Here is a 23,282-nt window from a genome sequence, read left to right as displayed (position 1 = left end):
TCCGGCGATCACCGCTGGGCCCCGTTCCGGACCACCGCGGCCAGCCAGTCCCAGTACTGCTCCCGGACGTCGGTGAACTCGAGGTAGTGGGAGGCGACCGGGAAGTGCCGTGCCACGGCCTGCGGCGCGAGGTCGGCGAGCATCGCCTCGGAGGCCCGGAGGTCGATGATCGAGTCCTGGTCGGGGCAGGCCACCCAGACCTCGCGGTCCGCCCAGGGAGCGGGGCCCGCGTCCGCGTACAGGTCCTCCGTCTCGACCATGGCGGCGCGGAAGGAGTCCGTCACCGACCGGACCATCAGGCCGTCGTTGGCCATCCACGCGAGGTACTCGGGCACGGTGGTGTACTGCTCGTCCTCCAGCTGCACGACCGAGGCGTCCGGGCCGGTCCGGCTCAGCACGCGGCGGCGGGCGGCCTCGTCGAGGCGGGCGCGCTGCTGCCCCAGGGCCGGGGCGCACAGCACGACGCCCGAGCCGCGCGGGATCCGGCCGGAGGCGACCATGGCGGCGACCAGGCTGCCGCCGAAGCTCTGGCCCAGCACGGTGACCGGGCCCGGGGCCTCGGCGGCGAGGCCGGCCAGGACGGTGCCGTAGTCGTCGAGCACGGTGCGGGCGTCCGGCAGGTGGCCGCGCGGGCCGGTGCTGGCGCCGGACCCCCGGCGGTCGAGCGCCGTCAGCCGGACACCCCGCTCCAGCAGGGCGGGACCGGTCTCGAAGAGCCAGCCCGCGTGGCTCTGCAGGCCGTGGACGTAGAACAGGTCGGCGAGACCGGGCCGACCGTCGTCCCAGGTGTGCAGGGCGAGGGTCTCCCCGCCGGCCGGCACCCGGCTGACGACCGGGTCCGGGCGGGTGGTCGGCTCAGGCATCGGCGGCGGTTCCGGCCGGGGCCAGGTGGGGGACGTCGCCGCTCTCCCACCGGGTGATCAGCGACTCGGCGACGAGCTGGGAGAACTCCCGGCGGCCGGGGACCATCTGGCCCGAGGCGACGAACATGTCCCGGGCCTGGTCCCACCGCTCGCGCCAGTGCCCGGCGTCCGTGGTGGCCAGGGCGGGGTCGGCGGCGCTGCGGGTCACCACGGACGGGAACCACGGCCGGTCCGAGGGCTCGTGCGAGGGGTAGAAGCGGAAGTCGAAGCTCCAGCGCAGGCGTTCGGAGCGGTTGACGGTGGAGCCGTGCGGCGTGCGCTTGTGCAGCAGGACGAGATCGCCCTTCCTGACGGGCAGCGGCACGGCGGCGGCTTCCAGCTCCCGGACGACGTCGGGGCCCATCGGCCAGGGCAGCAGGTTCTCCTCGCGGTGCCGGCCGGGCACCACCAGCAGGCAGCCGAGTTCCGCGGGGACGTCCATCAGCGGGATCCAGCAGGTCACCAGGGTGGTGTCGTCGGACTGCGGGATCTGGGTCATCGCGTCCTGGTGCCACATGGTGGGCGCGTGCATGGTCTCGCCGCGTCGGGCGCCGAACCCGCCCGGGGTCTTCGTGGCGGGCAGCTTGAGCCGCACGTGCTGGTTGGGGCTCGCCGATATCTCCTCGCCGACCAGCCGCCCCACGACGTCGAGGACCCGGGCGTTGCGGAGCAGTCCGAGGACGCCCGGCCCGGTGTGCACCCGGCTGCCCGGCTGGAGCGAGGTGAACGGCATGTGCGGCAGGGTGATGTCGAGCTCGCTCAGCAGCGCGGTGTCGAAACCGGGGAGCGCGGCGAGGGCCACCAGGTGCTCGTCGAAGGGCCGGCCCACGAGCTCCTCGCCGCCGGTGAGGGCGCCCGAGCGGCGCCACTGCTCGGCGCGTTCGTCCAGCAGGCGCGCGTACTCCTGCCGGACCTCGGTGAAGTCGGCCTCGTCGAGCACGCCCGGGACGACGGCGTAGCCGTCGCGGTGGAAGTCGGCGGCGAGGGTGTCCAGATCGGTCATGTGCGGTCCTCTGCTCGGTCGGTGGGTCGCGCGTCGGTCGGGCGCGCGGGGAGGGCGGCCAGGAAGGTGTCGTCGGTGTGCAGCCAGCGGTGCTTGACCTGGGCCGCGGACGCACCCCGGGCGACGTGGCGCTCGGCGAGCGCGCGGAACGTGCCTGGCGGAACGGTGCGGCCGCTGACCGGGGCGAGCCGGTCGGAGCCGCGCTTCTCGTCGTACTCGGAGTTGACCCGGCGGAGCGTGGCATCCACGCGGTCGCAGAACGCCTCGCTCGCCGGCCCCGGCCCGTCCGGCCACTCCATGACCAGGGTGTAGCCCGGCGGCCGGGCCCAGGACGGCACCAGGCAGTAGACGCTGGGCACGGAGGCGCTCCCGACGGCGGCCCGGATCGCCGCGTGCACGTCGGACTCGGTCAGCTTCTCCCCGGTGAACGAACTGACGGATCCGCCGCGGCCCTCGAACTCCAGCCGGGGCAGGCCGCCCACCCGCCCCACCACCCGGTAGATGTCGCCGGAGTCGTACCGGTACAGGCCGTTGGCCTGGCTCATGACCAGCCGGTAGGTGCCGCCGTTGACCAGGTCGTCGGGGCCGATCGTGGCCGCGTCGGGAGGGAGCGGCTCCCCCGGGTCCGCCGGCTCGCAGGGCACGAACTCGAACAGGCCCTGGTCGACGGCGAGCGGACCGGCGGAGGAGTGGGTGTCCACCGGCATCGTGACGATGCCCTCGGTGCCCGTGGTGCTGAACGGGATGAGCGGGACGCCGGGGGCGAGGCGGTCGAGCCAGCCCCGGTAGTAGCGGGCGGAGGCCGAGTTCCAGCACACCTGGAGCGAGAGCCGGGGCCACAGGTCGACCAGGGTGACCCGTCCGCCGAAGGAGTGCGCGGCCTCCAGGCGGTACGCGGTCTCCCGGGCGGGGGCCAGGCCGGGGAAGGTCGCGCCGCGCAGCGTGCCGTCGTGGAGGTCCTTGAGGAGCGTCTCCAGCTCCTCGTTGAGGAGTTCGCCGAGGGCCGTGATCCGGGACGGGTTGACCGCCACGACCATGCGGACGTCGGAGCCGGCCAGCAGCCGCAGCTTGGCGTAGAGCGATAACCGGCCGGCGTCGTCGAGGAACCAGGGCTCCCCGTACCACGGCGGGTTCCAGTCGCGGGGGCCCACGGCGGACGGCCGCTTGGTGATGCTGTAGACGGGCACCGTGCCGTCCGGGCCCGGCAGGTGGTCGATGACCGACCGCTCCCACGACATGTCCAGGACGTTGCCGGGGCGGTAGTGCTCCAGGCCCAGGCGCTGGAAGTACAGGCCCCACTGGGCGTACAGGGCCGGCCCCCGGTACCGGTTGCGCCAGTGGCGGGTGGTCGGGATGTACTTCGGGTTGCCCGTGGTACCGGACGTGGTGTGCAGGGCGTACGGGCGGCTCTCGGTGAGCACCTTCTGCTCGCCCGCCCTGATGCGCTCCACGTAGCCCCGGAAGGACTCGTAACCGCCGATCGGGACGGCCGACGCGAAGTCGGCGGTGGTGCGCACCCGGCCGAGCCGGTGGTCGCGCCCGAAGGCCGTGTCCCGGGCCTGCCCCAGGATGTCGGCGAACACCCGACGGCTCACCGGGTGCGGTTCCCGGCAGTACCGGCGCTGGAGTTGATGGGCCGCCAGCATGCGCTGGACGAAGGCGTCCTCGCTCATCGCAGGGATCCGTCGGGATCGAGTTCGGCGTGAAGCCACGCCGACGTCCGGCCGCTCTGGTCCAGTCGCACGTCCGGCAGGGCGCGCTCCGCCGGGCGGGCCGTCCCGGCTCCGACGACGACGCAGCTCCCCAGGTAGGTCAGCCACTTGACCTGGACGTCCAGGGTCTCCCGGGCCACCCGGCCGAGCGGGGCGCCGAACCGCCGTTCCACCGCGCCCGCCAGGAGCCGGCGCATGACGGCGAGGGTGTCCCGCGCGGCCGCGCAGCGACTGCGCAGGTCCCCGTCGCGGGGCAGGGCGATGCGCTCGGGCGCCACCTCGGTGAGGTCGGCGTCGGCGTCGAACCGCCCGATGAGGTGGGCGAACTCCTCGTACCAGTCGGCCTCGGTCGGATCGTTGCCGTTCAGCGTCAGCAGGGCCGGCGCGGCGTCCCCGTCCAGGGTGGCGACGAGGTGCCGGGCCCAGGCGGCGGCCGAGCAGTAGCCGAGGACGGCCGTCGGGCCGGTGGTGTCGCGCGCCACCAGGGCGTGGCCCCGGCGCCGGCACTCCTCGATCTCCTCGGCGTCCAGGCTCTGCGGAACCGGGAGTTCCACCAGGTCGGCGCCGGGGAGGCTGTCGCGGACGACGGACGCCAGCGCCGGTTCGGCCCGGGCACCGGGGTAGTCCACGGAGAAGACGGTCAGGGTGGGCGCGGGGTCCCCGGCCGCCTCCCGGGCGACGGCCAGCAGCTCCGTCACCGGGCCGTCGCCGCCGTGGACGACGCGGTCGGTGGCGGCCCGCAGGGCGCGCAGCAGCCGGGCCGCGTCGTGCGCGCCCACCAGCGCGAGGCTGTAGTCCAGTTCGAGGGCGAGGCCGTCGGCGCCGTCGTCCTCCAGGTGGATGTTGCAGTGCCGCTTGATGGAGCCGCTGCCCAGCGGGTGGGGCCGCCAGGTGCCGTCACGCAGCCCCGGCGGGTCGATCGGTGCCTCGGCGGCCTGGAAGAGGATGTTGGCGTACGGGGCGAGGGTGCGGGCCGCGTCGTAGGCGCCCATCCGGTCGAGGACGACCTCGACGGGCAGCTGGGAGCGGGCCAGGCTCTCGACCACGTCGTCGTGGACCTGCCGCACGTAGTCGTCGACGGAGCCCGGGGCGCGGAAGTCGCCGACGAAGAAGATCTGGTTGGTGAAGAGGCCCGCGGTGTTGCGGTGCTCGGCGCGGTTGCGGTTGGCGACGCCGCTCATCACCACGACCTCGTCCTCGCCGGACAGCACCTGGGCGGCGGTCAGGAGGGCGGACAGCAGCAGGCTGTACGTGGTGACGCCCAGCGCACGGGCCCGCTCGCGCAGGGCGGTCGCCTCGCCGGGGCCGTCCCAGAGCAGGCGGGAGGTGCCGGCCCGCTGGCCGCCGGCGGCGCCGCTGCGCCGGGCGATGGTGAAGTCGGGCGAGAGCCGGGCGAACTTCTCCTGCCAGTAGGCGATGTCGTCGGCGTAGACCCCGGAGCGGGCCGCGGCCTCCAGGGCGGCCGCGTACCGGCTGAACGGGGTCGCCGGGGCGAGCTCGTGGCCGGCGTCCGCGTAGAGGGCGAGGAAGTCGCCGACGAGCAGGTCGGTGGTCCAGCCGTCGGCCGCGATGTGGTGGACACCGAGGTACAGGACGGCGCCGCCGTCGCTCAGCGGGACGCAGCCGCCGCGGACCGGCGGTTCCTCCGCCAGGCGGAAGGCGGGTTCGAGTGCGGTGCGGACCAGGGCCGTTGCGGCCTCGGCGTCCACCGCCTCGGGGTGGCGGACGAACGCGACCCGCTCCGGCCAGTCCGCGACCTCCTCCAGGAGGAGCGCGTCGGCGGTGGGGACGTAACGGTTGCGGAGGGACTCGTGGCGTGCGACGAGGGCCCGGAAGGCGGCCTCGGCGCGGTCCGCGTCGAAGTCGCGGGCGCAGCGCAGGGCGCGGCCCATGTTCAGGAAGGCGGCCGAACCCTCGCCCTGGGCGTGGCGCCAGTGGCGCCGCTGCGAGGCCGTCGCGGCCACGGCACCCTCGGACGGCACCCCCGCCGGCGCCGGGGCGGCGGGGGCGGCGGCCTGCCGGATGAGCTCGTCCAGGGGCTTCGGGCCGAGCAGTCGGGCCACGGGCACGACCAGGCCGAGTTCCTCCTCGATGCGCATGATCGCGGCGTAGGCGTCCAGCGAGCTGCCGCCGTTCTGCGCCCACGAGCGCGCGGTGCTCAGGCCCGCCGGGTCGCCGCCGGCCTTGCGGGTCAGCGACTCGAGCAGGACGGTCTGCATGGCGTGCTGTTGTGCCTGGGCGTTCATAGGCTCCTGCCAGGTGAGGGCGTGGGGCGCGGCGCGGGGGCCGCGGATGGTCCGGCGTCGAGCCGCGCGCTCATCTCGGCGGTCCAGTCGCGATGGCCGACGCCGTCCTCGGCGAAGAGTTCGCCGACGCGGGCCAGGAACCCTGCGGTGGCGTGCCGCAGGTCGTCCTCCTGCGGGCAGTCGAGGACGACGTTGCAGGCGATCGCGTCGGTGTCGGTCCGCGCGGCGCCCGCGCGGGCGACCTCGTCGACGGCCGCGACCCCCGGGGTGCGCAGCGCGCGGGGGGAGACCTGCGAGCGGACCGGGCCGTCGGTGTCGGCGAACGGCACGAACAGGCCGGCGACATGGCGCTCGCCCGTGTTGTCGGGCAGCGGCTGGGGCGGCAGTCCGGCGGTGATCAGCAGGGCTTGGCGCACCAGGTCGAAGCCGGAGCGGCGGTTGAGCACCCGGCTCAGGTGCCCGCCCACCCGGCAGTTGATCTCGATGATCTCCGGGCCGTCGGCGCCGAGTTTGACCTCGGTGTGGGTGATGCCGTCGTCCATGGCCAGTGCCCGGTGTGCGCCGAGGACGAGTTCCTCGACCTCGGCGCGCAGGCGCAGCGGCAGTCCGCTGGGGAGGATGTCGCCGGTCGTGGCCATCCGGCCGCCCTGCCGGGTCTGCGAACTCCGCTCGTGGACGGGGAACTTGTCGAAGACGGTGATCACGTCGTGGCTGCCGCCGATGCTCTGCACCTCCACCGAGACGTAGTCGGCCCGCCAGGCTCCCGGCGGGCGGTCGGCCGTCGGGATGAACTGTTCGGCGTAGAGGGTGCCGCTCGTCCAGCGCCAGGATTCCGTGAGTGCGGCGGCCTGTGCGGGGTCCCGGACGATCGTGACGTCGGTGCCGCCGGCACCGCGCCGCGGCTTGACGACGAACGGGTACCCGAGGAGGCGGGCCGCCTCCGCCAGGTCCTGCGCGCTGTCCACGGGGAGTGCGGCGATGCGGGAGAAGCCGGCCCCGCCGACGACCGTGCGCTGCCGGTACTTGTCCGCCGGGGTCGCGTCCCGGTGCCGTACGCCCAGGTGGGCGCCGAGCGCCGCGGCCAGTTCGAGCTCCGCGTCGGCGAAGGTCACCACCCCGGCCAGCGGCGGGCCCGGGTCCGTCAGGCGCTCCTCGTCGATCTCCAGGGGCGCACCGAACAACCGGTTGATCAGGAGGGGGAGGGCGGGCTGCCGTTGGCCGGCACCGGACCGCAGGAGCGGAACGATCTCGATGTCGCCGGCCGCCGCGACGAGCACGTCGCGGGCGGAGGCGGCGCCCCGGGGCGAGAACAGCACCCCTACCCGGGGTTTCACTGCGCCGTCGCCTTCTGTGCCGCCTTCTCCGCCGTCGCCTTCCGCGCCGCGTCCAGCAGTGCGGCCAGCGTCCCGTCCAGGAACAGGACGTCGGCCGGGATCTCCACGTCCAGGTCGGTCTCGACCTGCTGGAGCAGCTCGATGGCCAGCAGCGAGTGTCCGCCCAGTTCGAAGAACCCGTCCTCCGGTAGCGCCTCCTCGACCCCGAGGACAGCGCACCAGAGGGCGCGGACGACGGAATCGGTCGACTGCTCGGACGTCATGAGTGCTCCTCAGGAAAGACGCTCATCCCACGGGTGAGCGGCTGGTTTTTGATGATCTTTCGTCAACCTAGAGACCTTGTCCGCATAGCGCAACAGTCATTTCAGATAATGAGAGAGCGACAACTGCGTGCCCCAGTAGAACCGTTCGCATCTGTAGGATGAGCGCCCCCTCCTCGAACGACGGGTGAACCCTCCGTGCTCGACGCATCCCTCCTGTTCGACGCAGGCGCTGAGACATTCGACCGCGCCAGGGCCAGGCTCGTACCGGATCTGACGCCCTTTTACGAGGCCGCCGTGGACATCGCCGTCGAAGCCGCCCGGGACTCCGGCGGGGACTCCGCCGTGCGCATCCTCGACCTGGGCGCCGGCACCGGCCTGATGACCGCCGAACTCGCCTCCCTCCTCCCCGACGCCTCCTACACGCTCCTGGACTCCTCGCCCGGAATGCTCGCGATCGCCCGCCGTGAACTCGCGCTGTACGCCGTCCGTCACGAGGTCATCGAGGCGGACATGCGGGCGCCCCTCCCGGACGGCCCGTTCGACATCGTGGTCTCCGCCCTCGCCATCCACCACCTGCCGCACGAGGACCAGCGCGCCCTGTACCCGCGCATCCGCGAGGTGCTGGCCGCCGGCGGCGTCTTCGTCCACGCCGAGCAGGTCGCCGGTCCCACCGCCCGCCTCGACGCCCTCTACGACGAGATGTGGTCGCGCGACGTGGCCCGCCGGAACGCGAGCGCCCGGGAACTGGCCGAAGCCAGGGAACGCATGGCGTACGACCGGTCGGTGCCGGTCCGCACCCATCTGGAGTGGCTGGCGGAAGCGGGGTTCCGGGAGGCGGACTGCTTCTACAAGCGGTACCGGTTCGCGGTCCTGGGGGCCTGGGTCTGAGGCACGGACCGCAGGAGGCGGGCCCGTACGCCCCCCCTGCGGACCACGTCACCGTGGCGTCTTGCATGGCGAGATGGACGGTGGTGCGGTGCGCATGACAGTTGGTAGCCTCCGCTCCATGCAGCTGATCATCGAGACCCTCAGTGAGGTGCCCGACGAACTTCGGCACGGTGAATGGCAGTTCGGCGCACCGGCGCTCGCACCCGGCCGGCTGCTCGCCGCCGCGGACGACGCCCGGTGGGCCACCGGATGGACGGTGGCGAGGTCGCAGGGCCGCGTCCTCGGCGTGCTGAGCAGTCGGAGCCCGCGCAGTCCGCAGTCGGCCAACGGACCCCACGACCTCGGCGAGCGGGCCGACCTGCTCGGCGGCGTCCTCCCCGACGACCCCCGGCGATGGGTGTTCGTCGGCAGCAGCGGCGAGCTCGCCGCCGGGGTCCTCACCTCCCGTCAACTGCCCCCGGCCGAGGCGGCCGAGGTGCGGTCCGCCCTGGTGGCCGAGGCCTTCGGCCGGGCGGAGGCGGCGGGGAACTACCCGGTCGCCCTGTACGTCCGCGACCCCGAGGTCGACTCCTTCGCCTCGGGCCTGGCCGGCCGGGCCACCGTGCGCCCGCTCGACACTACCGCCGAACTGCCCGTCACCGGTGGCGACGAGGAGGAGCACACCGCTGCGCTGACCTCCAGTCAGCGCGCCTCCTGCCGTCGCGACCGCCGGAAGTTCTCCGCACTGGGCCACCGCACGGACTGCGTCCCCGCCGAGGACGTCATCGCCGAGGCCGCCCCGCTGGTCTGCGCCGTCAAACGCAAGTACGGGGTGCCCGACCACCCGCGACTGTGCGAGTACCGGCTGCGGCAGTGGGTCCGGACTCTGGGTCCGGAAGCCTGCCGGGCGTCGACCGTCCGCAGCACCGACGGGGAGTTGCTCGTCGCGTCCTTCTTCGCCAGGCAGGGCACCGTCCTGGAGAGTTACGAGATCGGGCTGGTCGACGAGATGCCCGGCCGCGACCACAGCTACCTCCAGGCCATGATCCACGGCCCGGTCCGCTACGCCCTCCAGCACGGCTTCCGCAGCATCGACCTCGGCCTGGGCTCCAGCGCCGTCAAACAGCTCCGGGGTGCCGTCATCGGCACGGCCTGGGCCGTCAGCCCCGCCTGAGCGGAACGGAAATCATGCAGACCCTGCGCCGCAAGGCGATGTTCGACGTCCCCGGGTTCCCGTTCTACCTGCTCTCCCGAGCGCTGAACATGTTCGGCGCCACCATGGCGCCGGTGGCCCTGGCCTTCGCCGTGCTGCACGCCACCGGCTCGGCGTCCTCCCTCGGCCTGGTGCTCGCCGCGCAGACCGCTCCGCAGGTGCTGTTCCTGCTGGTGGGCGGAGCGGTCGGGGACCGCGCACGCAGGACGGTCATGATCGCGACCAATCTCGTCATGGCCGGCAGCCAGGCCTGCACGGCCCTCCTGCTGGTCCTCGGCCACCCGGACCTGGTCCTCCTGATGGCCCTCCAGGCCGTCTGGGGCACGGCGCGCGCCTTCTTCACCCCGGCCAACACCGGCGTCGTCCCTGACCTCGTACCGGTCGACCGCATCCACGACGCGAACGTGCTGATCACCCTGAGCCGCAGCGTCACCGCCATCTGCGGACCGGCGGCCGCCGGCAGCCTGCTCCTGCTCTGGAACCCGGGCTACATCGTGCTCGGCGACGCCGTGTTCTTCCTGGTCAGCGCCGCCCTGCTGGCCCGCCTCCCGCTCAGGCCGCCGGTCGCCGCGGCGAAGGAGAGCCTGCGCGAGTCCCTGGTCGCGGGGTGGCGGGAGTTCGCCGGACGCAACTGGGTCTGGTCCATGGTGAGCAGCTTCGGCTTCTACCAGGGCGTCGTCCGCCCGGCCGTCTACGTCGTCGGCCCGGTCCTGGCCGTCGGCGAGGACGGCATGGGCGCGACCGCCTGGGGCCTGGTCGTCGCCGCCCAGGGGATCGGTGCCCTGCTCGGCAGCCTGCTGCTGTTCTGGTGGCGCCCCGCCCGCCCCCTGCTCGCCTCCAACCTCCTCGTCGGTCTGGACTCCCTCTTCCTGCTGGCCCTCACCATGGCCACCGGGGTGGGACCGGTCGCGGCCGTCGCCCTGCTGGGCGCGGCCGGCGTGACCATGAGCGACGCCCTCTGGCACAGCACCCTGCAGCGCGAAGTCCCCGCCGAGGTGATGTCCCGGGTCAGCTCCTACGACTGGATCGGCTCCCTCGCGCTCAACCCCCTGGGCATGGCGGTCACCGGCCTGCTCGTCCCGGTCGTCGGCCCGACCGCCGTCCTGGTCACCGCCGCGGTGGCCAACCTCGTCGTCCGCGGCCTCCTCGTGCTCGCACCCGACGTCCGCCGGATGGGCGACGGCACCCTCCCGAAGACGACCGGCGACGAGGCCGACACCGACCGAGCCCCCCAGCAAGCCTGACCCCCGGCCGCCCGCCTTGCGCACCACGCCCGGCGGCCAGGCCTCCCACTGCTCGGTCAGGCCTTGGGGACCAGGGTGTTCTCGTTGGTGCGGCCGGCTTCGAAGTCGTCGACGTTGCGGGCGGTGGCGTCGATGATCTGGCCGACGGCGGTGCGGGTGAAGTAGGCCTGGTGGCTGGTGACGAGGACCTGGGGGAAGGTGACGAGGCGGGCGAGGGTGTCGTCGGTGATGCCCTGGATGGAGCGGTCGGTGAAGAAGACGCCGGTCTCCTCCTCGTAGACGTCGAGGCCGACGCCGGAGAGGCGGCCGGCACGGAGGGTTTCGACCAGGGCGGCGCTGTCGACGAGGCCGCCGCGGCTGGAGTTGACGAGGATGGCGTCGGGCTTCATCCGGGCGAGGGCGGCGGTGTCGATGAGGTGGTGGGTGGCGGGCAGCAGCGGGACGTGGAGGCTCACCAGGTCGGCGCGGGTGAGGAGTTCGGGCAGTTCGGTGTAGTGCATGCCGAGTTGGACGCAGGCGGGGTTGGGGGTGATGTCCCAGCCGAGCAGGGTGGTGCCGAAGCCGGCGGCGATGCGGGCGAAGCACTCGCCGATCTTGCCGGTGCCGATGACGCCGACGGTCATGCCGTGGACGTCGCGGCCGAGCAGGCCCTCGAGGCGGAAGTCGAACTCGCGGGTGCGGTTGGCGGCGCGGGTGAGGCGGCGGTTGACGGCAAGGGCGAGGGCCCAAGCGTGTTCGGCTACTGAGTATGGGCTGTAATGGGAGACCCTGGCGATGGTGAGGCCGAGTTCGGCGGCGGCGTCGAGGTCGATGTTGTTGAAGCCGGTGGAGCGTTGGGCGATCAGCTTGGTGCCGCCGGCGGCGAGGACGGTGAGGGTCTCGGCGTCGAGGACGGCGTTGACGCTGCTGCTGACGGCCGGGTAGCCGGCGGCGAGCGGGGCGGTGTCCTGGTCGAGGAACACCTCCAGGCAGCGCAGCCCGTGCCGGCCCGCGAAGGCCTGTTCCAGCAGCGGGCGTTCGTCGGCCTGCACCCCGTACGCCAGGATCTCCATGGGCCGTCCCTTCCGGTCGCTCTCCTGCGGCCCACGCTAACCGGGCGGTGGCCGGAACGCCCGCCGGGTGCACGGGAGCCCCCGGCGGACGGCCGGGGGCTCCCGTGGTGCGCTCGGGGGCGGCGGTCAGAGGACCGTCTCGGCCTCCAGGTAGCGCTCCTGCGGGACGGTCTTCAGCTCGGCGACGGCCTCGGCCAGCGGCACCAGGTTGATGTTGGTGCCCTGCAGCGCGGTGATGTGCCCGAAGGCGCCCTTGTGGACGGCCTCGACGGCGTGCCAGCCGAAGCGGGTGGCGAGCACCCGGTCGTAGGCGGTCGGGGTGCCGCCGCGCTGGGTGTGGCCGAGGATCACCGGGCGGGCCTCCTTGCCGAGGCGGTGCTCCAGCTCGCGGGAGAGCTGGGTGGCGATGCCGGTGAAGCGCTCGTGGCCGTAGATGTCCTTGGTGCCCTCCTCCCAGTGCATGGTGCCGGGCTCGGGCTTGGCGCCCTCGGCGCAGACCACGATGGCGAACTTCTTCTGCCGGTCGAAGCGTTCGCGGACGACGGCGGTGAGCTTCTCGATGTGGAAGGGGCGCTCCGGGACGACGATGGCGTGCGCGCCGGCCGCCATGCCCGCGTTCAGCGCGATCCAGCCGGTGTGCCGGCCCATGACCTCGACGACCATGACCCGCTGGTGGGACTCGGCGGTGGTCTTCAGCCGGTCCAGGGCCTCGGTGGCGACCGAGACGGCGGTGTCGAAGCCGAAGGTCACGTCGGTGGCGGCGATGTCGTTGTCGATGGTCTTCGGCACACCGACGATCGGCAGGCCCGCGTCGCTCATCAGCTTGGCGGCCTTGAGGGTGCCCTCGCCGCCGATCGGGATCACCGCGTCCAGGCCGAGGTCGGAGCAGTACTTCTTGGCCCGTTCGACGCCGTCCCGCAGGTGGCTCGGCTGCACCCGGGAGGACCCGAGGATGGTGCCGCCCTGGGCCAGGATGCCGCTCACCGAGTCCAGGGTCAGGGGGCGGTGGTGCCCTTCCAGGAAACCGCGCCAACCGTCCTCGAACCCGATGATCTCGTCGCCGTGGTCGACCACCCCCCGGTGGACCACGGAACGGATCACCGCGTTCAGGCCGGGGCAGTCACCGCCGCTGGTCAGCACTCCGATACGCATTAGCTTTGCAACTCCCGAGCAGAACCGAGGAACGGCCGGACTACAGGCTGGGACGACGAGCCGTCACCGTGACGAGGCGTTCCCGCACCGGGATGGCGGGGAGGTGGCCGCGGGGTGAAGGACCGGCCGATCCGGACAGAACGTCCGAAAGCGGCCGCGAAGTCGAGCATACGGCCCCTGGTCCGGCCGGGCAGGAGCCGACGCGGGAGCGGCGCCGTCGGCGCCCCCGCGCGGAATTGCGGCCTGCTGCCGAGGAGGGTGTGCAGTAGGCAGCCCCATTGTCGTACGTCCGGGGCCGCCCGCGGGCCGGGTGACCGCATAGCGGGCACCCGGGCGGGGCGTACCGGTGAGTACTACGAGGGGCGCGTCGTGGCGGCGATGCGCTCGGCGCGCAGCGCGTCGTACCAGGTGGTGTCGGCCGGCGGCAGGGCGTTGACGTCCAGCGCCAGCTTGATCAGCAGGTCGGCCACGGCGGGGTTGCGGGCCAGCACCGGGCCGTGCAGGTAGGTGCCGAAGACGGTGTCCCGCCAGGCGCCCTCGGTGCCGTCGCCGGTGCCGTTGCCGCGGCCGGCGGTGACGGTCGCGAACGGCTGGACGCCCTGGCCGAGGTGGGTGACGCCCTGGTGGTTCTCGAAGCCGGTCAGCTGCGGCAGGCCGAGCCGCGGGTCCACGTCGGCGAGCACGTCGCCGACGCAGCGGGCGCCCTCGCCGCGGGTGGTCCAGACGTCGAGAAGGCCCAGGCCGGGCTCGCGCTCGCCGAGGTCGTTGACGAACTCGTGGCCCATGATCTGGAAGCCGGCGCAGACGCCGAAGATGATCGCGCCGTTCTCGGAGGCCCGCACCAGGCCGCTGTCGGCGCGCAGCCGCTCGGCGGCCAGCCGCTGCGGGCGGTCCTCGCCGCCGCCGATCAGGTAGATGTCCCCGCTGGTGGGGATCGCCTGGTCGGAGCGGACGTCGATCCGGGTCACGTTGAGATGGCGCTGGCGGGCCCGGCGCTCCACGACCAGGGCGTTGCCGCGGTCGCCGTAGGTGCTGAGCAGGTCCGGGTAGACCCAGACCACGCGCAGGCTGCTCTCACTCATCCTCGAAGGCCTTCCATCACGAAAAGACTGGTGTGCGGGCGCGGCATCAGCCGGCCACGACCTTCCGCAGCTGCTGGAAGGCGGTGTAGTTGGCGATGGCCTCGATCCGGCCGGGCGGGGCCATCCGGACGGCCTGCTCCAGGGTGTCCACCACGTGGAACTGCAGCCCGGCGACCTCCAGGCGGACGGCCAGGTCCAGCTTGCGCTGGCCCATCACGAAGATCGGGTGCCCGGCGAGGCGCTCGTAGTCGACGTCCCACAGCCAGGAGGTGTCGGTGCCGTCGGCGTCGAGGGCGTTGACCGAGAGGATCACCGGGGCCGGCGGGCCGTCGATCAGCGAGAAGGTCTCCAGCCAGCCGGCCGGGTTCTTGGCGAGCAGCAGGCGGATGTCCCGGCCCTGGTACTGGACCACGTCGTAGCGGCCGGCCACCGCGCTCACCGAGCGCATCCGCTCCAGGGCGACCTGCGGGGAGACGCCGAACACGGCGGCGACGGCGGCGGAGCTGGTGGCGTTGGCCAGGTTGGCCCGGCCGGGCAGCTGCAGCTGGATCGGCCAGGCGCCGCGCTGCGGGTCGATCACGTGGGTGCCCTGGAGCGCCCAGTGCGGGTTGGGGCGCCGGAAGCCGCAGTCCTGGCAGAACCAGTCGTCGCCGGGGCGCTGCATCACGCCGCCGCAGGCGGGGCAGGACCAGGCGTCCTCCTTCCAGGCCTGTCCGGCGGCCACCCAGACCACCTTCTTGCAGGAGGAGGCGGCCCAGGTCACCAGCGGGTCGTCGGCGTTGGCGATGACCACGGCCTCGGTGTCCTGGAGGCCCTCGCGCCACTTCTCCGCCATCATGCGGGTCTCGGCGGCGCGGTCGAGCTGGTCGCGGGAGAGGTTGAGCAGGGCGATCGCCTTGGGGTGGGTGTCGCGGGCGACCCCGGCGAGGTACTTCTCGTCGACCTCGATCACGCCGAAGCGGGCATCGGTGCCGCCCGCCAGGGCGGAGGTGATGCCGGCCGGCATGTTGGCGCCCAGGGCGTTGGAGACCACCGGTCCGGCGGCGCGCAGCGCCTCGGCGATCAGCCGGGTCGTGGTGGTCTTGCCGTTGGTGGCACTGACCAGGACGACGTCGAGGTGGTCGGCGAGGGTGGCGAGCAGGTCGGGGTCGAGCCTGAGGGCGACCTTGCCGCCGATCACCGAGCCGCTTCCGCGACCGGCCTTACGGGACACGGCGGCGGCGACCTTGCCGGCCGTGACCGCGATCTTGGCGCGGGCCGGCAGCGAGGCGTCGCGTGCGCCTGTGGGCTCCGATTCGGTGCCTGCCATGCTCAGTGGTTCCTCCTTGCTGCGGCACCGCCCGGTGGCCGGATAACGGGCCGTCGGGCGGCGGGGACGGGGCCAGCCTACCGACTCCGTCGCCCGACCGGACGATCCGGACCCCACGCGGCCAGCTGCGACGCCGCTGCGGGGGGTGCTGACGGTCCGTCGAGGAGGGCGGTGTACGGAGCGCCGCTCTTCCGTGCAGGACGCTCCGCCCCGGATCGGGGTTCCCGGGGGCGTCCGGTGAGGATGTGGTGAAGAACCGATCGGCCGATCAGCGGATCAATGCCCCGGGGTGGGCGCGGGGGTGGCGGCGGCCAGGGTGGCGGTGATCACCAGGGTGCCGTCCTCGGCACGGAAGTCCAGCGGCGCCGCCAGTCGGCGCATCGCGGCGATCAGCCCGGTGTTGGCGGCCTGGGTCACCGCGTACACCGTGCCGATCCCGGCCGTGCGGGCCGTCGCGGTCAGCCGCCGGAGCAGGGCCAGGCCGAGCCCGCGCCGCTGCCAGGCGTCCTCGACCAGCACGGCCAGCTCCGCCTCGTCCCCGTCCCACATCAGGTGCCCGAGGGCGAGGACCCGGCCGTCGGGGGCGGTCACCACCAGGCTGCGGCCGTGCCGGGGGTCCAGCAGGTGCTCCAGGTAGCGATCGGCGTCGCGGACCGGCCCGTGGTAGCGCAGCCGCAGCGCCGCGGCGGAGCAGCGGCCGTGCATCGCCAGCGCCGCCGCCCGGTCGGCCGGGTCGGCGGGGCGCAGCAGCAGCTCGGTCCCGTCCGGCAGGGACAACCGGGACACCTGGTCCGCGGCGGCCGGGTACGCCGCCAGGTGGGGGCGGGGGTGGCGGCGCGGACCGGTGGGGTGCGCGGCCTGGCCCTCGGGCGGCGCGCACCTGCGGTTCGACCTGCGGAAGGGCCGGTGCCAGAGCCGTTCGAGGCGAGTGCGGGATGCCGTCATGGGGCCGACGCTACCGACGCCTCGCTTCCGGCCGGTTACGTGATCGTGAACGCACGAATGCCCGGGGGTGCGCGGGCGCCCCGCCGGGACGGCCCCGGCACAGGTCCGGGCCGGTGCCTCGTGCGGTCGGGACGACGGGCGGCCGACGGTGGAGTCCATGCTCGGTGCTCCTGGTGAGCAGGTCCGCCGGGGTCCGTGCGTCCACGCACCGAAGGCTCTCTCCCGTGCGCACCACCGACCTCGTCACCACGGCCACCGCCACCACCACGACCACGACCGCCACCACAGCCGCCACGGCCACGACCGCCCCGGCCGTCCTGGGGGACGGCGGCCACCTCTCCTTCGGCTGCCCCAAGGCGTCCGGATCGAGCACCGCTCGGTGGTCTCCCGGCTGTGCTGGATGCTCACCGCCCGGCACCTCGACCCCGAGGTCACCGTGCCGCAGAAGACCCCGATCAGCTTCGACGCCGCCCGGTGGGAGATCCTCGCCCCGGCCGCCGGCGGCTGGCTACGGGGTGCTGAGGGAGCACGGGGTGCTCGAACTGGTCGCCGCCATCCGGGCGGTGGCGCGGATGACGGACTGACGCGGCGCGGCCGCCGTTGACGCGGACACGCTCACGGATGGCCCAGGATCCGTGACCGCGGGAGCCCCTTCGGATAGGGATGGCTCGGCTTTCCGCCGAACCCGTCTCGATCCGAAGGGGCTTCACCATGCTCTCGAAGAACTCCGCACTGGCCACGGCCTGTTGCGCCCTGCTGCTGGCGGTGCCGCTCGCCCTCGCCCAGTCGGCCGCCGCCGCCAACGGCGGCAGCGGCAACAACGGCCCCAAGACCCCGCAGGAGGCGGCCGCCTGCAAGAGCGTCACCGGCGCCTTGCTCGGCGGCTTCGGCAGCATGCTGGGCAACGCGGTGTGCGTGGTGCAGCCGGCCGACGAGGGCTGAGCCGGCCGCGCGGCAGGCGGCGGGCGCCCGGTCAGGCGCCCGCCGCCACTCCGGTAGCTGCCCGTTGCGGAGCCGCCGGTGAGGGCGACCCGCCGGAGGACCTGGCCAGGCGGACCCTGGAGATCCGCACGGCCGTCGAGGTCGGGACCGGGGACTGGCCGGCCGGTTCGGTTCTTGCCGTTGCCGTTGCCGTTGCCGTTGCCGCTGCCGTTGCCACCGCCGCTGGTGGCCGGGCTGGTCAGGCGATGCGGGTCGGGGTGTCCGTGAGGGTGTGGCCGGTGGTGGTGAGCAGGGTGGTGAGGGCGGTGGGGGTCAGTGCGTGGGGGGTGCGGAGGAAGAGTTCGTCGGCGGCGGGGTGGGGGTGGAGGGAGAGCACGGTGATCCGGTGCTCGGCGAGGGTGGCGCCGGTGTGGGCGAGGGTGGTGGTGCGGACCCGCCAGAGGGTGGTCGGGGGTGGGGCGTGGGGGGACCACCAGGCGTGCAGCACGGCCGCGGTGAGCAGCGCGAGGGCGGAGCCGGCGAGGACGATCGGGCCGTCGGAGCCGTGGAGGACGACCTTCGCGATCAGGTCGGCCGCGGTGACGGAGAGGAAGGCGGCGGCGAGTTCGACGGTGTCCCGGCGCCAGCGGCGGGCACGGTGGAAGGAAGGCTTCGAGTACTCCATGGCATCCACCGTGCCCGACCGGTGTTTCCCGGTCACGACCCCGCCGTCACCTGTCCGTTAAGGTCCGACCGGCTGTGTTACGGCTGTGGCTCGCGGGCCGCGGCCTTGACCTCGTCCAGGAGCAGCCGCAGGTCGTCCTCGGTGGTCGCGGGGTTGAGCAGGCAGGCCCGGAGCATCTCGTGGCTGCCGAGCCGGGCGCCGGTGACGAAGACCCGTCCGCGCCGCTGGACGGCGACCGGCAGCTCGCGGTTGAGGGCGTCGCGGTCCGCTTCGCTCCGTCCGGTGGCCCGGTGGCGGAACGCCACGATGGAGGTCTGCACCTCCGCCAGCAGCTCCAACTCCTCGTCGGCCTGGACGAGTTCGCCGAGTCGGCGGGCGAGCGCGGTGCACCGGGCGATGTCCTGGACGAGGCCGGTGCGGCCGCGGTGGGCGATGGTGGCCCAGACCTTGAGGGCGCGGAACGGGCGGGTCTGCTCGGTGCCGTACTCGGAGAACCAGCCGAGTTCCCCGGAGGCCTCGTCGCGCAGGTAGGACGGGACGAGGCTGAAGGTGCCGCGGAGCTCCTCGGTGTCGCGGACCAGGGCGCAGCCGCAGTCGACCGGGACGCCGAGCCACTTGTGCGGGTCGAGGGCGAGCGAGTCGGCGCGCTCCAGGCCCGCGTAGCGGTGGGCGATGGCCGGGTCGAGCCGGCCGAAGGCGCCGTACGCGCCGTCCACGTGCAGCCACAGGCCCTGCTCCTGGCAGAGGTCGGCGATGGGCTCGAAGGCGTCGACCGCGCCGGTGCCGACGGTGCCGGCCGAGGCGACCACCAGGAAGGGCAGCAGTCCGGCGGCGCGGTCGCGGTCGACGGCCGCCCGCAGCTCGGCGGGGTCGAGGCGGCCGTCGGGGCCGGTGGCGACGGTGCGCAGGTGCCGGCTGCCGAGGCCGAGGAGTTCGGCGGCCTTGCGGACGCAGGAGTGGGTCTCGCCGGTGACGTAGCCGACCAGCGGCGGCAGGCCGGTCAGGCCGTCCTCGCGGACGTCGTGGCCGGCCCGGCGGGCGGCGCGGTTGCGGGCGGCGGCGAGGCAGACGATGGTCGCCATCGAGGTGCCGGAGGTGAGCAGTCCGCCGCCGGCCGGGTGCGGGAAGCCGACGAGTTCGGCGATCCAGCGGACGACGGCGCGTTCCAGGTGGACGTCGGCGTGGTCGCCGCCGGCCGAGCTGGGGTTCATCGCGGCGGCGGCGAGGGTGGCGAGCACCCCGGCGGGGGCGGGGGCGGAGTTGACCCAGCCGAAGAAGCGCGGGTTGCCGTTGCCCATGGGGTACGGGAGGACGTCCCGCCCGATGGCGGCCGGCAGCTCGGCGAGCGGGCGGCCCTCGGCGGGCAGCGGGGCGTCGAGCAGGGCCCGCCGGGCGGCGTCGTCCATCGGTTGCCAGACCGGGCGGGCGGGCAGTCCGGCGAGGTAGTCGGCGACCAGGTCGGCGGTGGCGTGGGCGGCGCTGCGGAAGTTCTCGGTGGTCAACGGAGTGCTCCAGGGGCCGGGGGAGGCGCGGCGTCCTCGGCGCACCGTGATCAGCAGATGGTACGGAAGGGGCCCGCGCCGTATGGCGCGGGCCCGGTGGGTGGGACGGGGACGATCAGTCCAGGGAGGCGGACAGCCCGCCCGCGGAGCGGCAGTAGCCCTGCATCTCCTTGTTGGTGATCTTCGCGCACAGCCGCCCGGCCGCGCCGCCGTCCGTGTAGTTGACGGTGTAGTAGCTGACCAGCCCCTCCGCGCAGGCCTTGCGCTGCCAGCCGTCGGCGGCGGTGGCGCACTGCTGGGCGGCCCAGTCCTCGCGGTCCAGGTTGTACTTCATGGTCCGGGAGCCGACGCCCCGGCTGCAGTCCACCGCCCCGCCGTTGGCCTTGCCGTTGAGGCACCACTTGAGGGCGTCGGCGTAGACCTCGGGGTGGTTCGGGTAGTCGTGCGAGGACAGGTAGAAGGTCGGGGCGTAGAAGTAGCAGGCGGACTGGAACAGCGAGGGCTGGTCCTTGCACGGGTAGAGCGGGTCCTGGGCGAGCTTGTCGGCGGGCAGGTTGGCCTTGGCCTGCTCGTCCTCCTCGTCCGGGCCGAAGAGCTGCATGAACAGGCCCTCGGAGCAGCGGATCCGGTTCTGGTCGGTGGTGAACTTGTTGCACAGTTCGCGCGCCTTGGCGACGTCCTGCTTGGCGACGAACATCGTGCCGTGGCCGACGCCGTGGATGCAGGGGCCGCTGTTCTTGGGGGCGCACAGCTTGAGCAGGTCCACCTCGGGCTGGGTGGAGGCGTTGAGCATCTCCTCGACCGCGCCGTGCAGGTAGCCGGCCGCGCAGGTCTCGTGGGGGAAGGAGATGACCTTCTGGAAGTCGGCGTTGAAGCGCTTGACCGCCGCGTGGCCGAGCTCGTGCGCGATCGGGTGGCAGAAGCGCACGGTGTACGGCTTCTCCTTGGTGATCTTGTCGAGGTCGGCGAGGGCGACGCCGGGGTCGGTGGCGTCCATCTCGGCCATGATCTTGTTGCGCAGCGTCGAGCGGGTCCACACCGCCGGATCGCCGGTCGGGGTGGCGCTCGCGGCGCCGGCCCCGACCGCCTGGGCGCCGGGGGCCGCGGGGGCCGTGGCGGGGGCGGGCGACGTGGTGGCCGTGGCGGGCGACCAGTCGGTGACGGCCACCGAGCCGAGGCCCAGGACCCCCAGGAGCAAGGCGGTGAGAATCGCGAAGACTCGCGGCTGCATGACGGGATCCCCCGGCGGATCGAGGTGAACGGTTCGCTCCCATCCTGACGGCACGGGGGCGGGGAACCCGCGTTTTCGCCCGCCATTCGGGAGGTGTCGGCGACGCTACCGCATCGTCGGGACGCCCCGGTGGGGCGGGCCGGTTCCCGATGATCAAGGGGGATCGACGGCCGACCACCCGGGCGGGGTGGTCAACCGTCGTCCGGGGGCTCCGGTTCCCGGTGTTCACCCGGACGGCGCAACGACCGCCGGTGCGGGCCGCCGCCGCGCAGGGGACGTCAGAGCTCCAGCGTCACCTGGTACTCCGTCAGCCAGGCGTCGAGGTCCAGTGCGAGGTCGACGGCCAGCCGGACGGACTGGGGGTCGGTGTCCGGGGCGAGCGCGTCGGTGAGGCGCCGAGGGTCGAGCAGGTCGAGCGCCGGGGACTTCCGTTCGGCGGCGAGCCGGGCGAGTTCGGCGCGCAGTTGCGCCGGGTACAGCGGGTCCATCGACACCGGGTACGGGCTCTTCACCCGGTCGGCGACCGCGGCCGGCAGCACGTCCCGGACGGCGGCGCGCAGCAGGCTCTTCTCCCGTCCGTCGAAGGCCTTCATCGCCCACGGCGTGTTGAAGACGTACTGGACCAGCCGGTGGTCGCAGAACGGCACCCGCACCTCCAGTCCGCTGGCCATGCTCATCCGGTCCTTCCGGTCGAGCAGGATGCAGACGAAGCGGGTCAGGTTGAGGTACGAGATCTCGCGCATCCGCCGCTCCAGCGGGTCGGCCGAGTCCAGGTGCGGGACCTCGGCGAGCGCCTCGCGGTAGCGGGCCCGGCGGTAGCCGTCCAGGTCGAGCTTGCGGAGCAGGTCGGCGTCGAGCAGCCGCTCGCGCGGGGCGGAGCCGGTGCCGGCGATGGCGGCGACGCTGGCGGCCCAGGGGAAGTCGTCGGTGGCGACGGCCGCGGGGTCGTGGAACCAGCGGTAGCCGCCGAAGAGTTCGTCCGCGGACTCGCCGGACAGCGCGACGGTGGAGTGCCGGCGGACGTCCCGGAAGAGCAGCAGCAGCGAGACGTCCATGTCGCCGACGCCGTTCGGCAGGTCGCGGGCGCGCACCGTGGCGGAGCGCAGGGCCGGGTCGGCGAGTTCGGCCGGGTCCAGCTCGATCACGCTGTGGTCGGCGCCGACGTGGTCGGCGAGCAGCCGGGCGAACGGCCCGTCCTGGGACTGCCGGACCGGGTCGGCGTGGAAGTCCTGCGGTCGCCCGGCGAAGTCCACCGCGAAGGAGCGCACCGGGCCGGCGCCGGCGGCGGCCAGCGTCCTGGCGGCGAGGGCGGTGACGGCGCTGGAGTCCAGGCCGCCGGAGAGCAGCGAGCAGAGCGGCACGTCCGCGTCCAGCTGGCGGTGGACGATGTCGTCCAGCAGCGCCCGGACGGTGGCGATGGTCGACTCCAGGCTGTCGGCGTGCTCGCGCGCCTCCAGGCCCCAGTAGCGGCGCACCGAGAGGCCGCCGCGGCGCACCCGCACCAGGTGCCCGGGCCGGACCTCCAGGATGTTTCGGTACGGGGTGAGGCCGGGGGTGCGGGTGTGGGCGAGCAGCTCGCGCAGCCCGTCCAGGTCGACCACGGCGCGGACCGAGGGGTGGGCGAGCAGCGCCTTCATCTCGGAGCCGAACAGCACGCCGTCCGGGGTCGGGTGGTAGTACAGCGGCTTGACGCCCATCCGGTCGCGGACCAGCAGCAGCTCCTCGCGCCGGGCGTCCCAGATCGCGAAGGCGAACATGCCGTTCAGCCGCTCGGCCAGGCCCTCGCCCCACTCCAGGTAGGCGTGCAGCACGACCTCGGTGTCGCTGCGGGTGCGGAAGCGGTGGCCGGCCGCCGCCAGCTCCGCGCGCAGCTCGCGGTGGTTGTAGACCTCGCCGCTGTAGCTGAGCACGGCCAGCGTGCGGCCGTCGTGCTCGACGGCCATCGGCTGGACGCCGCCCTCGACGTCGATCACCGCGAGGCGGCGGTGGCCGAGTGCGGCGTGCGGCTCCAGGTGGACGCCCCCGGCGTCGGGCCCGCGGCAGATCTGGGTGGCCGTCATCTCATCGAGGACGGCCCGTTCGGCGGTCAGGTCGCGGTCGTAGGCGACCCATCCGGTGATCCCGCACATCAGCAAGCCCTCCGGTCTTCGGCTGGGTGTGTGCCGGAGATCACGCTAAGGGCGGAATCGGCGCGGCATCAAGGGTCCGTCGGGAAGGTGACAACAGGGCGTCCGATTGGCCGCCTGGACGGAAAGTCGCAAAGCCTGCCCGATTTCGGGCAAGATCTTTGGCCTCGGCGAGCGACACGCCCTAGAGTTCTCAGTCGTGCCGAGCTCACCCCACCCTCACGAAGACCTCCTCGCCCACCTCGCCCGGACCAGCCCGCTCGGGCCCCGGGAAGCGGCGCGGGTCGTGGCGGAGGTGCTGGCGTACTTCTCCGAGACCACTGAGGAGTACGTCCGTCGCCGCCACGGCGAGCTGCAGGTACGAGGCCTCACCAACGAACGGATCTTCGCCCGGCTCGCCGAGGAGCTGCCCGCCCGCCGCGTCGCGGCGCCGGAGCTCTCGGCCCGTCAGCTGCGCCGGATCGTCTACGGCTGAGCCCGGTCCAACCCCTAT

General features: G+C 73.6%; 19 protein-coding genes and 1 pseudogene. 5 read left to right on the top strand and 15 right to left on the bottom strand.

Annotation, left to right across the window (positions count from 1 at the left end):
- Positions 1-8: 8 nt before the first annotated feature.
- From ACFWIS_RS25325 to ACFWIS_RS25300, 6 genes are read right to left on the bottom strand one after another with little or no spacing between them, the layout of a single operon-like run.
- A complete protein-coding gene (locus ACFWIS_RS25325) occupies positions 9-863 on the bottom strand; it encodes an alpha/beta hydrolase (protein WP_380457116.1) in 855 nt (284 codons plus the stop codon).
- On the bottom strand, positions 856-1,905 hold the full coding sequence (locus ACFWIS_RS25320) for a phytanoyl-CoA dioxygenase family protein (protein ID WP_380457114.1): 1,050 nt from the start codon (positions 1,903-1,905) through the stop codon (positions 856-858). The genes ACFWIS_RS25325 and ACFWIS_RS25320 overlap by 8 nt, the downstream gene beginning before the upstream one ends.
- Positions 1,902-3,578 carry a GH3 auxin-responsive promoter family protein gene (locus ACFWIS_RS25315; protein WP_380457112.1) on the bottom strand — a complete coding sequence of 559 codons (1,677 nt, stop codon included), beginning with the start codon at positions 3,576-3,578 and terminating at the stop codon, positions 1,902-1,904. The genes ACFWIS_RS25320 and ACFWIS_RS25315 overlap by 4 nt, the downstream gene beginning before the upstream one ends.
- Positions 3,575-5,863 carry a condensation domain-containing protein gene (locus tag ACFWIS_RS25310; protein ID WP_380457110.1) on the bottom strand — a complete coding sequence of 763 codons (2,289 nt, stop codon included), beginning with the start codon at positions 5,861-5,863 and terminating at the stop codon, positions 3,575-3,577. Before ACFWIS_RS25310 ends, ACFWIS_RS25315 begins: the two co-directional genes overlap by 4 nt.
- Positions 5,860-7,197, bottom strand: coding sequence for an acetyl-CoA carboxylase biotin carboxylase subunit family protein (locus ACFWIS_RS25305; RefSeq protein ID WP_380457108.1), 1,338 nt, complete (start codon positions 7,195-7,197; stop codon positions 5,860-5,862). The genes ACFWIS_RS25310 and ACFWIS_RS25305 overlap by 4 nt, the downstream gene beginning before the upstream one ends.
- A complete protein-coding gene (locus ACFWIS_RS25300; protein ID WP_380457106.1) occupies positions 7,194-7,460 on the bottom strand; it encodes a phosphopantetheine-binding protein in 267 nt (88 codons plus the stop codon). The genes ACFWIS_RS25305 and ACFWIS_RS25300 overlap by 4 nt, the downstream gene beginning before the upstream one ends.
- A 294-nt stretch (positions 7,461-7,754) precedes the next feature.
- Here ACFWIS_RS25300 and ACFWIS_RS25295 point away from each other — a divergent pair, with 294 nt between their 5' ends.
- The 3 genes from ACFWIS_RS25295 to ACFWIS_RS25285 all read left to right on the top strand — a co-directional run bounded on the left by ACFWIS_RS25295 (position 7,755) and on the right by ACFWIS_RS25285 (position 10,784).
- On the top strand, positions 7,755-8,348 hold the full coding sequence (locus tag ACFWIS_RS25295) for a class I SAM-dependent methyltransferase (protein WP_380457104.1): 594 nt from the start codon (positions 7,755-7,757) through the stop codon (positions 8,346-8,348).
- Positions 8,349-8,466: 118 nt separating this feature from the next.
- Complete coding sequence (locus ACFWIS_RS25290; protein WP_380457102.1) at positions 8,467-9,501, top strand: GNAT family N-acetyltransferase; 1,035 nt, start codon at positions 8,467-8,469, stop codon at positions 9,499-9,501.
- A gap of 14 nt (positions 9,502-9,515) precedes the next feature.
- On the top strand, positions 9,516-10,784 hold the full coding sequence (locus ACFWIS_RS25285; protein WP_380457101.1) for an MFS transporter: 1,269 nt from the start codon (positions 9,516-9,518) through the stop codon (positions 10,782-10,784).
- A gap of 56 nt (positions 10,785-10,840) precedes the next feature.
- Here the strand turns inward: ACFWIS_RS25285 and ACFWIS_RS25280 are convergent, their stop codons facing one another.
- The 5 genes and pseudogenes from ACFWIS_RS25280 to ACFWIS_RS25260 form a co-directional block, all read right to left on the bottom strand.
- Positions 10,841-11,836, bottom strand: coding sequence for a 2-hydroxyacid dehydrogenase (locus tag ACFWIS_RS25280; RefSeq protein WP_380457099.1), 996 nt, complete (start codon positions 11,834-11,836; stop codon positions 10,841-10,843).
- A gap of 126 nt (positions 11,837-11,962) precedes the next feature.
- Positions 11,963-12,988, bottom strand: a complete 1,026-nt coding sequence (locus tag ACFWIS_RS25275) for a 6-phosphofructokinase (RefSeq protein WP_380457097.1) — start codon at positions 12,986-12,988, stop codon at positions 11,963-11,965.
- A gap of 353 nt (positions 12,989-13,341) precedes the next feature.
- The gene (locus tag ACFWIS_RS25270) at positions 13,342-14,070 is read right to left on the bottom strand and encodes a type 1 glutamine amidotransferase (RefSeq protein WP_380457096.1); all 729 of its coding nucleotides are present in this window, start codon (positions 14,068-14,070) and stop codon (positions 13,342-13,344) included.
- A 46-nt stretch (positions 14,071-14,116) separates the two neighbouring features.
- Entirely contained in the window at positions 14,117-15,379 is a 1,263-nt protein-coding gene (locus ACFWIS_RS25265) for a MurT ligase domain-containing protein (RefSeq protein ID WP_380457094.1), read from the bottom strand.
- 276 nt (positions 15,380-15,655) lie between these two features.
- Positions 15,656-16,156, bottom strand: a pseudogene (locus ACFWIS_RS25260) (GNAT family N-acetyltransferase); the annotation flags it as partial.
- 879 nt (positions 16,157-17,035) lie between these two features.
- Here ACFWIS_RS25260 and ACFWIS_RS25255 point away from each other — a divergent pair.
- The gene (locus ACFWIS_RS25255; protein WP_380457092.1) at positions 17,036-17,266 is read left to right on the top strand and encodes a hypothetical protein; all 231 of its coding nucleotides are present in this window, start codon (positions 17,036-17,038) and stop codon (positions 17,264-17,266) included.
- Positions 17,267-17,504: 238 nt separating this feature from the next.
- Here ACFWIS_RS25255 and ACFWIS_RS25250 read toward each other — a convergent pair whose 3' ends face one another.
- The 4 genes from ACFWIS_RS25250 to asnB all read right to left on the bottom strand — a co-directional run bounded on the left by ACFWIS_RS25250 (position 17,505) and on the right by asnB (position 22,792).
- Positions 17,505-17,930: a hypothetical protein gene (locus ACFWIS_RS25250; RefSeq protein ID WP_380460989.1), complete on the bottom strand. Its 426-nt coding sequence runs from the start codon at positions 17,928-17,930 to the stop codon at positions 17,505-17,507.
- 77 nt (positions 17,931-18,007) lie between these two features.
- Positions 18,008-19,432, bottom strand: a complete 1,425-nt coding sequence (locus ACFWIS_RS25245; RefSeq protein WP_380460987.1) for a pyridoxal phosphate-dependent decarboxylase family protein — start codon at positions 19,430-19,432, stop codon at positions 18,008-18,010.
- 115 nt (positions 19,433-19,547) lie between these two features.
- Complete coding sequence (locus tag ACFWIS_RS25240; RefSeq protein WP_380460985.1) at positions 19,548-20,663, bottom strand: hypothetical protein; 1,116 nt, start codon at positions 20,661-20,663, stop codon at positions 19,548-19,550.
- Between the two features lie 278 nt (positions 20,664-20,941).
- Positions 20,942-22,792 carry an asparagine synthase (glutamine-hydrolyzing) gene (gene asnB / locus ACFWIS_RS25235; RefSeq protein WP_380460983.1) on the bottom strand — a complete coding sequence of 617 codons (1,851 nt, stop codon included), beginning with the start codon at positions 22,790-22,792 and terminating at the stop codon, positions 20,942-20,944.
- 196 nt (positions 22,793-22,988) lie between these two features.
- Here asnB and ACFWIS_RS25230 point away from each other — a divergent pair, with 196 nt between their 5' ends.
- A complete protein-coding gene (locus ACFWIS_RS25230) occupies positions 22,989-23,264 on the top strand; it encodes a hypothetical protein (protein WP_380460982.1) in 276 nt (91 codons plus the stop codon).
- Positions 23,265-23,282 lie beyond the last annotated feature (18 nt).

It is taken from the genome of Kitasatospora sp. NPDC127060 (assembly GCF_042724935.1).
Lineage (GTDB): Bacteria > Actinomycetota > Actinomycetes > Streptomycetales > Streptomycetaceae > Kitasatospora.
The sequence above is the reverse complement of the archived record's forward strand: the minus strand, read 5'-3'. Positions and strand labels throughout refer to the sequence as shown.